Annotated in this window: 13 protein-coding genes and 1 pseudogene; 5 read left to right on the top strand and 9 right to left on the bottom strand. The window is 70.1% G+C overall.

Translation table 11 applies throughout. From position 1 onward, the window contains the following. Positions 1 to 20 precede the first annotated feature (20 nt). The gene (locus ACFC79_RS15440; protein WP_376240057.1) at positions 21 to 281 is read left to right on the top strand and encodes a hypothetical protein; all 261 of its coding nucleotides are present in this window, start codon (positions 21 to 23) and stop codon (positions 279 to 281) included. 32 nt (positions 282 to 313) lie between these two features. Here ACFC79_RS15440 and ACFC79_RS15445 read toward each other — a convergent pair whose 3' ends face one another. From ACFC79_RS15445 to ACFC79_RS15475, 7 genes are all read right to left on the bottom strand, one after another. Continuing rightward, positions 314 to 1483 (bottom strand): cytochrome P450, encoded by a 1170-nt coding sequence (locus ACFC79_RS15445; protein ID WP_376240060.1) that lies wholly within the window; start codon positions 1481 to 1483, stop codon positions 314 to 316. 346 nt (positions 1484 to 1829) lie between these two features. Next, entirely contained in the window at positions 1830 to 2528 is a 699-nt protein-coding gene (locus ACFC79_RS15450) for a response regulator (protein ID WP_376240062.1), read from the bottom strand. Further along, positions 2525 to 4051, bottom strand: coding sequence for a sensor histidine kinase (locus tag ACFC79_RS15455; protein ID WP_376240065.1), 1527 nt, complete (start codon positions 4049 to 4051; stop codon positions 2525 to 2527). The genes ACFC79_RS15450 and ACFC79_RS15455 overlap by 4 nt, the downstream gene beginning before the upstream one ends. Before the next feature lie 106 nt (positions 4052 to 4157). Further along, complete coding sequence (locus ACFC79_RS15460) at positions 4158 to 5033, bottom strand: alpha/beta hydrolase family protein (RefSeq protein ID WP_376240067.1); 876 nt, start codon at positions 5031 to 5033, stop codon at positions 4158 to 4160. Between the two features lie 249 nt (positions 5034 to 5282). After that, a complete protein-coding gene (gene kynU, locus ACFC79_RS15465; protein ID WP_376240068.1) occupies positions 5283 to 6575 on the bottom strand; it encodes a kynureninase in 1293 nt (430 codons plus the stop codon). After that, positions 6568 to 7416: a tryptophan 2,3-dioxygenase family protein gene (locus tag ACFC79_RS15470; protein WP_376240071.1), complete on the bottom strand. Its 849-nt coding sequence runs from the start codon at positions 7414 to 7416 to the stop codon at positions 6568 to 6570. Before ACFC79_RS15470 ends, kynU begins: the two co-directional genes overlap by 8 nt. 457 nt (positions 7417 to 7873) lie before the next feature. Beyond that, positions 7874 to 8287 carry a DUF3151 domain-containing protein gene (locus ACFC79_RS15475; RefSeq protein ID WP_376240073.1) on the bottom strand — a complete coding sequence of 138 codons (414 nt, stop codon included), beginning with the start codon at positions 8285 to 8287 and terminating at the stop codon, positions 7874 to 7876. A gap of 417 nt (positions 8288 to 8704) precedes the next feature. Here ACFC79_RS15475 and ACFC79_RS15480 point away from each other — a divergent pair. Next, positions 8705 to 10282: pseudogene (locus ACFC79_RS15480) on the top strand (Tn3 family transposase); the annotation flags it as partial. 53 nt (positions 10283 to 10335) lie between these two features. On the opposite strand, the gene map reads toward ACFC79_RS15480, so the two are convergent. Further along, positions 10336 to 11112 carry a type I methionyl aminopeptidase gene (gene map, locus ACFC79_RS15485; protein ID WP_376240075.1) on the bottom strand — a complete coding sequence of 259 codons (777 nt, stop codon included), beginning with the start codon at positions 11110 to 11112 and terminating at the stop codon, positions 10336 to 10338. Between the two features lie 65 nt (positions 11113 to 11177). On the opposite strand from map, the gene ACFC79_RS15490 reads away from it, so the two are divergent. Both ACFC79_RS15490 and ACFC79_RS15495 read left to right on the top strand, forming a co-directional pair. Beyond that, positions 11178 to 11483 carry a helix-turn-helix domain-containing protein gene (locus ACFC79_RS15490; protein ID WP_376240078.1) on the top strand — a complete coding sequence of 102 codons (306 nt, stop codon included), beginning with the start codon at positions 11178 to 11180 and terminating at the stop codon, positions 11481 to 11483. Between the two features lie 65 nt (positions 11484 to 11548). Then, positions 11549 to 11905 (top strand): hypothetical protein, encoded by a 357-nt coding sequence (locus ACFC79_RS15495; RefSeq protein WP_376240081.1) that lies wholly within the window; start codon positions 11549 to 11551, stop codon positions 11903 to 11905. A 160-nt stretch (positions 11906 to 12065) separates the two neighbouring features. Here ACFC79_RS15495 and ACFC79_RS15500 read toward each other — a convergent pair whose 3' ends face one another. Further along, entirely contained in the window at positions 12066 to 12461 is a 396-nt protein-coding gene (locus ACFC79_RS15500) for a hypothetical protein (RefSeq protein WP_376240083.1), read from the bottom strand. 140 nt (positions 12462 to 12601) lie between these two features. Here ACFC79_RS15500 and ACFC79_RS15505 point away from each other — a divergent pair, with 140 nt between their 5' ends. After that, the gene (locus ACFC79_RS15505; protein WP_376240086.1) at positions 12602 to 12808 is read left to right on the top strand and encodes a recombinase family protein; all 207 of its coding nucleotides are present in this window, start codon (positions 12602 to 12604) and stop codon (positions 12806 to 12808) included. Positions 12809 to 12897 lie beyond the last annotated feature (89 nt).

A 12897-nucleotide genomic window follows, 5' to 3' on the forward strand; every position in this document is an offset into this window, starting at 1 on the left:
CAGTGGGCCAGGTGGTCCGGATGACTCAGGTGATTCAGATGGCTCAAGTGATCTGCATGGCCCAGGTGGCCCACACGGCCCAGGTGGCCCGAACGGCCCATGTGGCCCGAACGGCTCAGGTGCCCCGGATGGCCGAGCGGGAGGGGCGAGCACCGGGCGAGCTGTTCTTGCTCGATGACACGCGGGACGCGGGGCGTCTCGACGACATGCGGGACGTGGGGACGCAGGGCGCGGGACGCATCGGCCGTCTCACCGCTCGCTCCTCCCTGCCTCCCCCGTGACCTTTTTCGTGGTCCCGCCCCCGCTCGCCCCTTCACAACTCGACGAGGAGTTCCCGCAAGCCCCTGATCACGTAGCCCGGGTTCCACTCCGGTTCGGCCACCGGCCGCAGGTCCGGGGCCCGGCGCAGCATCTCGCCGAAGGACGCCGTCAGTTCCAATCGGGCCAGTGGGGCACCCAGGCAGTAGTGGATGCCCGCGCCGAAAGTGATGTGCGGGTTCTCGCGGCGGCCGAGGTCCAGGGTGTCGGGAGCCTCGAAGCGGGCCGGATCACGGTTGGCGGAGCCGAAGAGCAGGGCCACTTCGGAGCCACGCGGAATGATCGTGCCGTCGATCTCGATGTCGTCGAGCACCCACCGTTCGAACATCTGGAGCGGAGTGTCGTACCGCATCAGCTCCTCGATCGCCGTCGGCAGCAGACCGGGGTCGGCACGCAGGGCAGCCAGTTGTTCCGGGTGGCGCAGCAATGTCCACCAGCCATTCACGGTGGTGTTGACGGTCGCCTCGTGCCCGGCGTTGAGCAGGAGCACACAGGTGGAGATCATCTCCTGTTCACTGAGGCGCTCCCCTTCGTCGTGGGCGGCGATCAGCGCGGAGATCAAATCCGTACCGGGGTTCTTGCGCCGCTCCTCGATCAGTTCGCGCAGATAGGCGGAGAAGTCGAGCGAGGCACGAACCGCAGCACGGGCGGTGTCGTCGGACGGGTTCAGTTCGAACATCCCGCAGATCGCCGCCGACCAGGGACGCAGCGGGGCGCGATCGGACTCCGGGATACCGAGCATCTCGGCGATGACGGCCACGGGGAGCGGCTCGGCGACCGCCGTGAGCAGGTCGCCACCGCCCGTCTCGACGAACGAGTCGACGAGTTCGGCGGCGAGTCGCCGGACCGTCGGGGCCAGCTCCTCGACCGTGCGCGGGGTGAATGCCTTGGAGACCAGCCGCCGGATCCGGGTGTGGTCGGGCGCCTCCAGATCGAGGAGTCCCTGCCCGTTGAGGGTGTGGAAGGGCTCGTGCTCGACGGACGGCGGGGTACGGCCGAACTCCTCGTGGGAGAAGCGATGCAGATACGTGCGGCCGAGACGGCGATCGCGCAGCAACGCCGAGACGTCGGCGTGATGTGGGACGAGCCACTGGTTGCTGGGCTCGAAGTAGTGCACCCGGCCTGCCGTCCGCAGCGCGGCGTAGGCCGGGTACGGGTCGGCCACGAACGCCGAGGACCAGGGATCGAAGAAGACCGAGGGCTCGGCATGCCCGGCGGCGGCCGAGGGATGGGAGGAGTCGGAGGACCTGGAGGACCCGCAGGAATCGAAGAATTCGGAGGACCCGCAGGAATCGGAGGACCCGGAGGAGCTGGGGGAGCTGGGGGAGCTGGGGGAATCGATCGGTCCGGTTGATCCGGATGGTTCAGGGTGTTCGGTTGATTCGGACAGTTCGGATGGGGCATCGGCCCCGGTACGGGCAGACTCGTGCATGGGCGGACGCTAACCGGCCGGGCCGCTGTCGGCCACCCGCCCGGGTTCATCGAAAGCCCATGCTCGACCGGAGCCCCGGTCAGGAGGGCGTGACCAGCCGTGCCTCGTACGCGAAAACGGCAGCCTGGGTACGGTCGCGCAGTCCCAGCTTCACCAGGATGCGACTGACATGCGTCTTGATGGTGGACTCGGCGACCACCAGGTGCGAGGCGATCTCCGCGTTCGACCGGCCCTGGGCGATCAGGACCAGCACTTCCGTCTCGCGTTCCGTGAGGTCGCCGATGCGGGCGAGGGCGGGTGGACGGGAGGGCTCGGCGAGCTTGGAGAACTCGTTGATCAGGCGTCTGGTGATGGTCGGGGCCAGCAGCGCCTCGCCCGAGGCGACCACCCTCACGCCTTCGGCGAGTTGGCGGGCGGAGGCGTCCTTGAGGAGGAAGCCGGACGCTCCGGCGCGCAGCGCCTGGTACACGTACTCGTCCAGGTCGAAGGTGGTCAGCACCAGCACCTTGGCATCCGCGTCGGCGGCGACGATCTCGCGAGTGGCCTCGATGCCGTTGAGTTCCGGCATCCGGATGTCCATCAGCACCACGTCCGGGCGCAGCGCGGCCACCTGTGCGACGGCCTGTCGCCCGTCGACTGCCTCACCCACGACTTCGATGCCCGGCATCGCGTTGAGCAGGACCGAGAAACCCTCACGAACCATCATCTGGTCGTCGACGATCAATACCCGGATGGACGGGGCGGCAGATGTGATGGTGGTGGCGGATACAGAAGTCATGCCCGCTCCGTCCTTTCCTTCTGTGCGGTCCCTGTCGCCTTGTTCAGGTCGTACGCCGCGCCCGAGCCGTACGCCCCGTTCGCCCCGTCCATCCCGTTCATCTCATTCATCCCGTTCATCTTGTGTGCCCCACGGACTTCTTGCGTTTGCCGGGATTCCCGGCCCTCTTCCGTGCCGGATGCGGATGCGGGTGCGGACGTGAAGTCGGCGGAGGAGTCGGTGCAGGAGTCGGGAGTGAACGCGACGGGGAGGAACGCGGCAATCTCGTAGCCGCCCTCCTCGGTCGCTCCGGCCGTCATGGTGCCGTTCAGCATCACGACCCGCTCCCGCATGCCCGTGATTCCGTGGCCGGCTCCCGGCGAGGGCTGCACCGGGGCGGTCGGCGGCCCGTTCACGACCCGCAGTCCGAGCCCACCCAGCACGTAGCCGATCTCCACCTGGGCGGCGGCGCCCGGCGCGTGCCTCAGCGTGTTGCTGAGGGCTTCCTGAATGATCCGGTACGCCGACAGTTCGACCCCCTGCGGAAGTTGGCATACCGCACCCGTGACCGTCTTCTCGGTTTCCAGGCCCGCCTCGCGCACATTGTCGAGGAGCCTGTCGAGCTGGGCGAGGGTGGGTTGCGGGGCGTCCGGAACCTCCTGGTCGTCGGCCCGTACGACACCGAGCACGCGACGCAGTTCGGTGAGCGCGGAGACCGCGTTCTCCCGGATGGTCACGAACGCCTGCTCCAACTCGGGCGGCGGGTTCTCCACCCGGTAGGGGGCGGCCTCGGCCTGGATCGCGACGACCGACATGTGATGGGCGACCACGTCGTGCAGTTCCCGGGCGATGGTGGTCCGTTCCTCCAGCAGGGTGCGCCGGTCCCGTTCGACGGCGGTGACGGTGCGCTGCACGGTCACCTCGCGCTCCGCGTCACGACGGACCAGCACCACGGTGACGATCAGCAGCGCGAACGCGGAGACCACGGTGAACGGGCCGGTGGTCGACGCGTCGTGCCAGAAGCCGAAGTTGTCCATCAGGGCGCCGAACAGCGCCGTGATCCCCCACATCCAGGCGGCGGTGCGGGGCCGGGTCCGGGCCGCGACCACCACCAGCACCACCAGGTGGGAGACGAGGGTGTTCTCCGTCCAGGGCCAGGAGTCGCCGCTGAGGAACGCGACGAACGGGGCGAGCACCAGCGACGCCCAGAACGCGCCGACCGGCCGGACCAGTGTCATCAGCACCGTGACCGCCGGAAGCAGCGCTGCGACGACGACATCGACCAGGAAATGCAGGTGGGAGGAGCCCGACGAGGCCATGCCGACGACGAACACGAAGAACGCCGCCGCGCCGACCAGCATGTGGGGGGTCCAGGCGATCCGTTCGCGCATCCGGTCCGGCAGCTTTCCGGTCACCGGTCCGTCGGTGCGCATCCGTCCCATCGAGCGGTACGCGAAGACGTCGGTGAGGAGGTCCTGTCGCAAGCCTCCCAATATCTTGGCGGCCAGCCTGAACTCGGGGCTTCTGGTCTTGGTCTCGGTCACGATTCCAAAGTAGGAGCCGGAACGGCCGGCGTCGTCAGCAGTGATGCGGATCCTGCGCGGTCCGTCGCAAGTACTACGCGGGTACGGACCGGCGGCCGATCGGGGTTCACCACGCCAGCTGGGCGAGCTCCTCCGCCACCACCGCGCAGGCGCCGCTCGCCGGGTCGATCAGCGGGAAGTGACCGACCTCGGGCAGCAGGGTCAGCCCCACCGTCTCTCCCGCCCTCGCCGCCGCGTCGACGAATGCCTCCGACACGGCCTGCGGCACGTCCAGGTCGGCGGTCCCCTGCACCACGGTCGTGGCGATGCCGGTGGGCAGCAGCACGGCCGGGTCGGCGTGCCGGGCTCGTTCCTCGAAGTCGGCGTCGCCGCCGAGGAACTGACCGACCGCACCGGAGCACACGTCCAGCTCGACGGCCTTGGTGAAGTCGGCGATCGGAGCGAGGGCGACGACACCCCGCAGCGGTGGCGGCGCGGGCAGCTGCCACGGCAACCCCTCGGGCAGTACGTGCCGGGCGGCGGCCCACAGGGCGAGCTGCCCGCCCGCCGAGTGCCCGGTCACGACGATCCGGCGCGCATCGGCCTCCGGCAGCTCCCGGGCCAACAGGCCGGGCAGCGCGTCCATCGCCGCGGCGACGTCGTCGAAGGTCTCCGGCCACCGCCCCGCCACCGGCTCCGAACCCCGCTGCTGCGGGATCTCGCTGCCGCACCGGTACTCGACACTGGCCACGGCGAAACCGCGCCGGGCGAGGAAGTCCGCGAACGGTGACACATGTTGCCGGTCGTAGGGCGCCCGCCAGGCGCCGCCGTGCAGAACGACCACGACCGGGGCCCCGGACCGGCCGTCTCGCGGGGCGTAGAAGTCGATCAGCTGGTCGGGGTGGTTCCCGTAGGCGGCGGACGCATCGGGGGCGACCGGCGGATGGGAGAAGGCCGACTCGGTCTCGGCTGCGTTCCGGTCACGCGCGGCAGAATCCGACATGGTGCCCCAACCCGTCCTGTCCGTTCCTCGGCCTGCGGGACCGACGTCCCGACAGCCCACCACATCGCCGGAGCACCGGCCGACGGCCAACGCCCCACCGGTTCGACTCGCCTGGCCAGGTCCGGCCTGCGGGGACGGTACCAGTACGAGTGGTTCCCGTCCCCGCCGACGGATCACGGCCCAGTGCGTCGCCGCACGAGGACCGCGAGGTCCTGACTCGGTCCCGGTGTTCCGCCCGGTCCCGGCCCGTTACCGCTCCGGGCCGGACCGTTCGTCCGGCGTCCTCTCCAACACCTCGGCGAGCACCCGGGCCGCCCGCTCCACGTCCGTGAATCCCACGTACAACGGGGTGAACCCGAACCGCAGCACGTCGGGCCGCCGCAGATCGCCGACGACGCCCCGCGCGATGAGGGCGCTCATGACCGGTTCCGCGTCCGCGCACCGCAGCGCGACCTGGCTGCCGCGTTCGGCATGTGCGGCCGGGGTGACGGAGGTGACCCGGCCCTCGGGCACATACGCGGCGACGCACTCCAGGAAGAAGTCGGTAAGGGCCAGCGACTTGGCCCTCACCGCCTCGATCGACACCCCGTCCCACACGTCCAACGCCGCTTCGAGCGTCAGCATGGAGACGATGTCGGGTGTGCCGACCCGGCCCCGTACCGCGCCGTCCGCCGGAACGTACCCGGGCGTCATCCCGAACGGGTCGGCGTGCGAGGTCCACCCCGGAAGCGGCGAGTCGAAGGCTGCCTGGTGGCGCTCGGCGACGTACAGGTAGGCGGGCGAACCGGGCCCGCCGTTCAGGTACTTGTAGGTGCAGCCGATTGCCAGGTCCACGCCGTGCGCATCCAGTCCCACCGGCAGGGCTCCCGCGCTGTGGCACAGGTCCCAGACGGCGACGGCACCCGCCGCGTGGGCGGCAGCGGTGAGCCCGGGCAGGTCGTGCAATCTGCCGGTTCGGTAGTCGACGTGGTTGAGCAGGACGGCCGCGGTGCGGGGACCGAGAGCATCGGGAACCTCGGCGGGTACGACCGGGACGAGCCGGTGGCCGGTCATCCGGGCCGCGGACGCGGCGATGTACCCGTCGGTGGGAAAGGTCGTCGCGTCGACGAGGATCTCGTCGCGCCCCTCGGGCGCGAGCCGACTCGCGGCGACGAGGGCCTTGAAGACGTTCACGCTGGTGGAGTCACCGACGACGATCTGTCCGGCGGATGCCCCGACGAGTGGGGCGATCCGGTCGCCGATCCGCTCCGGCGCGGTCCACCAGCCGCTCTCGTCCCAGGACCGGATGCGCAGCTCGCCCCATTCCCGGGTGAGAACCTCCTGCACCCGGGCGGGCACGTGGGCGGGCAGCGCACCGAGCGAGTTGCCGTCCAGGTAGACGGTGTCGTCGAGCGCGAACAGCTCGCGACGGCCGGCGAGCGGGTCGGCGGCATCGAGTACGGCCGCCCGCGCGGCGTGACCTGCGACGTCCTGCCCGACCGCCGCCACCCGCGCCGCAGGGTCCTCGGCTGCCGCGTCCCGCGCGGCAAAGGTCTCAGACATGGCTGCGCGCGCTCCACAACTCGGGGAAAACATTCTTCGTGGCCCGCTTCTCCAACCACGCCACCCCGGCGGAACCGCCGGTACCGGTCTTCGAACCCATCGCACGCCGGGTGGCGACCAGGTGGTCGTTGCGCCAGCGCCACACCAGCTCGCCGACATCGGTCAGGGCCTCGCCGAGCCGGACGAGTTCGTCGTACCGGTCGGGGTCGGCGTAGATCTCCGCCCAGACGCCCTCGACCTCGGGGGACGGCTCGTACTTCTGCGTCAGGTCGCGGTCGAGCACGGACGCGGGTATGGCGTGGCCGCGCCGGGCGAGCAGCGCGAGCGTCTCGTCGTACAGGCTCGGTTCCGCCAGCGCCTTCTCCAACTCGGCGTGGACGCGGGGCGCGCCCCGGTGCGGCACCAGCATGGACGCGGACTTGTCGCCGAGCAGGAACTCCATCCGCCGGTACATCGCGGACTGGAATCCGGAGCCCTCGCCGAGGGCACCGCGATAGGAGTTGAACTGGGCGGGAGTGAGCTGGGCGAGCGGCGTCCAGGAGGCGTTGAGCGCCTCCAGTTCCCGCACGGAGCGCTTGAGCGCGTCGCGTGCGGCATCCAGCCTGTCCTCGCGCAGGGCGTGCGCGGCGGTCTCCCACTCGTGGACGATGACGGTGAACCACAGTTCCATGACCTGGGTGGTGACCAGAAACACCATCTCGCCCGGATCGTCGGAGCGAGGGTGCTGGAGATGGGTCAGGACATCCGCCTGGACATAGTCCTCGTACGGAGTGGTTCCCTCGAAGTCGAGGTGCGGGGTCTCCGCACCGGCGGCTTCGGGGTCGGGGTGGATCGTCGACATTGCTGTCTCCTCGACACAAGCTTCCGGGTAGCGGTCCGCCCCTTCCGTGAGGTGGTGGAGCTCCGGTCCCCTGCCCGCATCCTAGAACGGGAACCGGGAGGGGGCGCAGCCCCCGCGGACGCACGATCGCCCGCGGGGTCCACACGTCACGGCACGTACGTGCACGTCACGCGCATATGGCACGTACGGCGTATGGCACGTACGGCGTATGTGCGGACGCGCGCCCGCGGCACCGGCCGAGGGTTTCGGCCGGCCGGGAGCTCCGGCTCGTGCCGCGGCGGGGCGACGTCCGCCCGCCGAGGGGCGCACGGGGCGCGCGCTCCCGGTATACCGGCCGGAAGTCCCGTTACGGGACGTACTCGGGTGTTCGGCCGGTGCGGCGAGCGCGCGTGCCGGGCATCGCGACGGGACAGCTCCTACGACCCGGGGAGCAGCAGGGAGCGGGCTCCCCAGGTCGTCAGCCGAGGGTTTCGGCGGCCGTCCGCGAGGAGTCGCGCAGGAACGTCGTGCAGCGCTCGTACTCCTCCTGCTCGCCGATCGCCCCGGCGGCCCTCGCCAGTGCGTGCAGTGCGCGCAGGAAGCCCCGGTTCGGCTCGTGCTCGAACGGCACGGGCCCGTGGCCCTTCCAGCCTGCCCGGCGCAGCGCGTCGAGGCCGCGGTGGTAGCCGGTGCGGGCGTAGGCGTACGACTCGACGACGCGTCCGCCCTCGAACGCCTCGTCGGCGAGCTGCGCCCAGGCGAGGGAGGACGTGGGGTACTTCGCGGCGACGTCGGCGGGAGCCGTGCCACTGGCGAGCAGTTCGCGCGGCTCCGGGTCGTCGGGCAGGTGGGTCGGGGGCGGTCCCCCGAGCAGATTCTCGTGGATCGACATGGGTTCAAGTGTGCCTGGCACATGCGCTCCGGGGGTACCCGGGCGCACTGCGATGAGTCGGTTCACGCCGGGGTGCACCCGGGCACTCCTTGGCGCACCGGCACGGGCCCCATGCCTCCGGGGCCGTGCCGGAGGCACCACCCCTTCGTGCCGGACAACGGCGCCGCCCTACCCACGTCCGGGCCCCTGATCCGGGTGTGAGTAGTTGGCGTACAGGAAATCCCGGTGAGAACGATCATGCTCGGCCAACACACCGTCCCGGGGCCTCGCCGAGGTTCGCGGAAAGATCGTCGAGCGGGTGTCGGCCGGTGATCAGGGTCCGTCTCGTGCCGGTGGAGTTTCCGGCTGATGAGCAGGCCGAGGCGTACGGGACGTTCATCGAGGTGCCCACGCGTCCGGAGCTGGAGCGGTTTTTCGTTCAACCACGCGGTGACGTGGCTGCGGAAGAACCGGGTGCTGCTGCCGGGTGTCTCGGTGCCGGCCCGGCAGGTGTCGGAGGCCCGTACGGCGGCCGAGCGGCGCCTGTACGAGGCGGTGGCCAGGGCGACGGTCCGGGCCGATGCGGCGCTCGCGCCGGCCTTGGCGGAGCTGCTGGTGGTGCCGGAGGGCAGGCGGGTCTCGGAGCTGGAGCGGCCGGCGATGCTGCCGCAGCTGGAGAAGGCGGCCCGGATCCTGGCGAAGGCGTCGAAGATCCTCACCGAGGAGCCGGATCTGGTCGCCGAGCACGAGGCGGACCTGGACGTGGCTGCGCTGTGGGCGGCGGTCGAGGAGGCGGTGCCGCGCACGGCGGTGGCTGGGGCGGTCGCGACCGTCGAGGCCCTGGTGCCCGAGGACGACGGCTCGGCGGAGGCGGCGATGCGGGAGAAGCTGGCCCTGCGCTACAACACCGTGCGCCCGTTCCTCTCGCTGCTGGGCGCGTCGGACGCGCTGGGCGCCGCCCCGGCCGGGCGGCGCATCCTCCAGGCAGTTCGTCGCCTGCCCGCGCTCTCCCGGCGCCGGGTCAAGGACTGGCCGCTGCTGCCCCGCGAGGTCGACGCCGAGCTGGTGCCGGCGATGTGGAAGCGCGCGGTCTTCTCCGACGCCAAGCTGCCGCAGGGCTCGGTCGACCGCGACGCGTACGTGGTGTGTGTCCTGGAGCAGCTGCACCACGCCCCGAACCGGCGCGGTGTGTTCGCCTCCCCGTCGAACCGGTGGGCGGACCTGCGGGCCGGGTTGCTGGACGGGCCGCGGTGGGAGGCGGCGCGCGCGGACGTGCTCGCGGGCCTGTCCCTGACCGAGGACGCCGAGGAGCACCTGGCCCAGCTCACCCGGGGGCTGGACGCGGCATGGCGGCAGATGGCCGACCGCCTGGAGGAGGCCGGCGACGACGCGAAGGTGGAGATCGTCGTCCCCGAGGGCGGCGGACGCGCCCGCCTGTCGGTGGACAAGCTCGGCGCGGTGGGCGAGCCGGAGTCGCTGACCTGGCTCGGGCCACCACGGAGGCGATGCTGCCGAGGATCGACCTGCCGGACCTGCTGTTCGAGGTCCACTCCTGGACCGGGTTTTCACGACGTCCTTGGCCACGTCTCCGAGCGGCGCACCCGCATGGAGGGTTTGCTCGCCCTGGTCGACGCGGCCGACGACACCTACCGCCGCTTGATGAACCAGCAGCTCACCGTGCAGGAGTCCCGCCACCGCCTGGCCCGCGCGATCTGCCACGGCGTCCCCGGCCAGATCCGCCAGGCGTACCGCGAGGGCCAAGAAGATCAGTCGGCAAGCCTGGGCCTGGTCCTCAATGCTGTCGTCCTGTGGAACCCCCGCTACCCGGATGCCGCCGTCGCCCAGCTCCGCGCCGAGGGCCACGACGTCAAGGACGAGGGCGTGGCCCGCCTCTCCCCGCTCAAGGACCGGCACATCAACTTCCTGGGCTGCTGTCTGTTCAACATCAAGGCCGGCGGACCCGGTCAGGACCTGCGCCCCTTCCGGGACCCGGAGGCTGTCGAGGACGACGAGGATCGACGGCGGCTCACCCGGCCCGCTGGGCCACTCGTTACAGCGCCCTCTTATGGTCATGCCTGCGTGGGCAGGGTGAGGATTTCGGCTCCGTTGTCGGTGATGGCGATGGTGTGCTCGCTGTGCGCGGTCCGGCAGCCTGTCGCGCTGCGCAGCGTCCAACCGTCGGCGTCGGTGACGAGTGTGGCGGTGTCGGCCATGACCCAGGGCTCCAGGGCGAGCAGCAGCCCGGGGCGCAGCTTGTATCCGCGGCCTGGCCGTCCGGTGTTCGCGATGTGGGGGTCCTGATGCATGGTCGAGCCGATGCCGTGGCCTCCGAACTCGGTGTTGATCGGGTAGCCCGCCTTGCCGAGGACCGTGCCGATGGCGTGGGAGAGGTCGCCGATGCGCGCCCCAGGCTTGGCGGCGGCGATGCCGGCGGCGAGTGCACGTTCGGTCGTCTCGATCATCGCGACGCTCTCCGCCGGCCTGGCTTTGCCCACCAAAAAGCTGATCGCGGCGTCCGCGGCCACCCCGCCCCTGGCTACGGCGAGGTCGAGAGTCAGCAGATCCCCGTCTGCCAGCGTGTAGTTGTGAGGCCGCCCGTGGAGCACTCCGTCATTGACGGCCGTGCAGATGTAGTGCCCGAACGGGCCGCGGCCGAAGGAAGGTGCGTAGTCGACGTAGCAGGACTGCGCTCCCGCCTCGGTGATCGTCTCTTTGGCCCACCGGTCGATGTCCAGCAGGTTCGTCCCGACCGTGCTGCGCTGCTTCAGTGTGTGCAGGATGTTTCCGACCAGAGCGCCGGTGTCCCTCGCCCGCTCAAGCCGCGCGGAGTTCAGGATCTCAATCATGGGGGACCTCTCATGTGTGCCCAATAACTATCCCGGTCTAACTATACCGGTATTAGAATGGGGTCATGGTCGGGTTGCCGCTCACCCCCGCCGAGGTAGAACGCGGCCAGCGCCTTGGCGCCCTGCTCCGCCGAGCCCGGGGCTGCCGCTCGATGCTGGACGTGGCGCTCGCTTCGCGCAGCTCGCCGGAAACCTTGTGGAAGATCGAATCCGGCCGTGTGGCCACCCCCGCCTTCCCGGCCATCGCAGCGATCGCCGACACCCTCGGCCTGTCTCTCGACGCCGTCTGGGCCGAGATCAACCGGGCGGAGCGAACCGTCGAGGATCAGTCGGTCCTGCCTGTCGCACGGCGCCCGTCGCTGGTTCCGTGACGCCCACTCCCCATCAAGTACGCATGAGCCAACGAGCTTGTCCGTGGCCTCGTCAAGATCCCCCGGTGCAGAGCTACCGGCGAACGGCGATGCGCAGGAGACCGGCCAGTGCGATCGCCACCGTGGCCCCGGGCGCCCAGGCCCTCGAAGCGACTCGTCCGGTCGAGGAGATCATCGTCGAGAAGGTGTTTCGAGAGGGGCTGACCGGCACCCTCGGCATATCCGAAGCCTCGGCCGCGATCGGCGAAATCCTTCCTCGGTTGATCTTCGGCTCATCAGAGGAGGCCCGCTCGGTCCAAAGGGATATCTTCATCGAGGTCTTGGAGCGGATGGCCATGGATCCCTTCGACGGTCAGATCGGAGCAGCCGCGAAGCAACTCCTCGACCTCCTGGCGAGCAAGCAGCCTCCGGAGGAGCGCTGACTCCTGCCGGCGATGAGCGCGGTGTGCCACCGGCTGCCGGCTCGTCAAAAAAACCTTCGCTTTCCGAAGATCACCCCCGAAGGGCCGCCCGGACCCCGCAGGGCTGCCCTGTGACAGTGAAGATTGATCCATTGCCACCAAGGTTTGACCGGTGTCGGTGCTACTCGCTGAGCATGCCGGCGTTTCCACGAGACTTCGACGCTCTGCGGGACAAGTGCGCGAGCAACTGACCCGCGCCGACGGCCACGTAGATCACGACCAGAACCCCGAGGCCGAGGTCGAGCCAGTCATAGGCCGCGCCCCTGAAGAACGAGGCCCACGCCCTGGCCCCCGCGACGGATCCGGCAACCACCAGCAGCACCGACGCCACGGCGTACAACGCCTTCGCGGCCCTGGGCCGCCGCTCTTTGAGCAGTTCACCACCCGCACCGAGCACGACCAGCGCGGCGAAGGCATCGTGCGGCTCCAGACGCCCAGTCCCGATCGCGTCCACGATGTTGATCAGAACGCCGATCGACCCGACGACCAGGACACCTTGGGATATACGGCGGCTCATCAACCCTCGCCTTGCAGTCAAACTTCGTTGGCAATGAATCAATCTTCGCTGTTGCAGGACCAAGGGCCTTCAAAAAACCCTTCAAGAACCTGAGTCGTTCAACAACCTCAGGCCACCGTTTCTCGACGTGATCCGGAGCCATGACCGCCCTCGAACCGGCCGACGGGCCGGACCTCCTCGTCGCCGGGCCGCTCGTCCGCACCGAAATCAAGATCGGATACGCGCGGGTTTCCACCGGCGGCCAGAAGCTCGAACGACAGCTCGACGCGCTCACCGCCGCCGGATGCCGGATGCCGGAAGATCTTCGTGGACAAGAAGTCCGGCAAGAACGCGCTCCGCCCGGGTAGACGGGTCCGGTGTCCCGGTAGCCGGCCAGCCGGGCCGCCGACGTGGCCGCCCCGATCCGGCCGCGCCGTTCGTCGGTGAAGTCGAACAG

The organism is Streptomyces sp. NPDC056061 (genome assembly GCF_042266885.1).
In the GTDB taxonomy this organism is placed as follows: Bacteria; Actinomycetota; Actinomycetes; order Streptomycetales; family Streptomycetaceae; genus Streptomyces.

Bases quoted from the DNA above. Each gene is read 5' to 3' on its own strand.
- ACFC79_RS15440 (WP_376240057.1), top strand. From the start codon at position 21: ATGACTCAGGTGATTCAGATGGCTCAAGTGATCTGCATGGCCCAGGTG.
- ACFC79_RS15450 (WP_376240062.1), bottom strand. From the start codon at position 2,528: ATGACTTCTGTATCCGCCACCACCATCACATCTGCCGCCCCGTCCATC.
- ACFC79_RS15460 (WP_376240067.1), bottom strand. From the start codon at position 5,033: ATGTCGGATTCTGCCGCGCGTGACCGGAACGCAGCCGAGACCGAGTCG.
- kynU (WP_376240068.1), bottom strand. From the start codon at position 6,575: ATGTCTGAGACCTTTGCCGCGCGGGACGCGGCAGCCGAGGACCCTGCG.
- ACFC79_RS15470 (WP_376240071.1), bottom strand. From the start codon at position 7,416: ATGTCGACGATCCACCCCGACCCCGAAGCCGCCGGTGCGGAGACCCCG.
- ACFC79_RS15475 (WP_376240073.1), bottom strand. From the start codon at position 8,287: ATGTCGATCCACGAGAATCTGCTCGGGGGACCGCCCCCGACCCACCTG.
- map (WP_376240075.1), bottom strand. From the start codon at position 11,112: ATGATTGAGATCCTGAACTCCGCGCGGCTTGAGCGGGCGAGGGACACC.
- ACFC79_RS15490 (WP_376240078.1), top strand. From the start codon at position 11,178: ATGGTCGGGTTGCCGCTCACCCCCGCCGAGGTAGAACGCGGCCAGCGC.
- ACFC79_RS15500 (WP_376240083.1), bottom strand. From the start codon at position 12,461: ATGAGCCGCCGTATATCCCAAGGTGTCCTGGTCGTCGGGTCGATCGGC.
- ACFC79_RS15505 (WP_376240086.1), top strand. From the start codon at position 12,602: ATGACCGCCCTCGAACCGGCCGACGGGCCGGACCTCCTCGTCGCCGGG.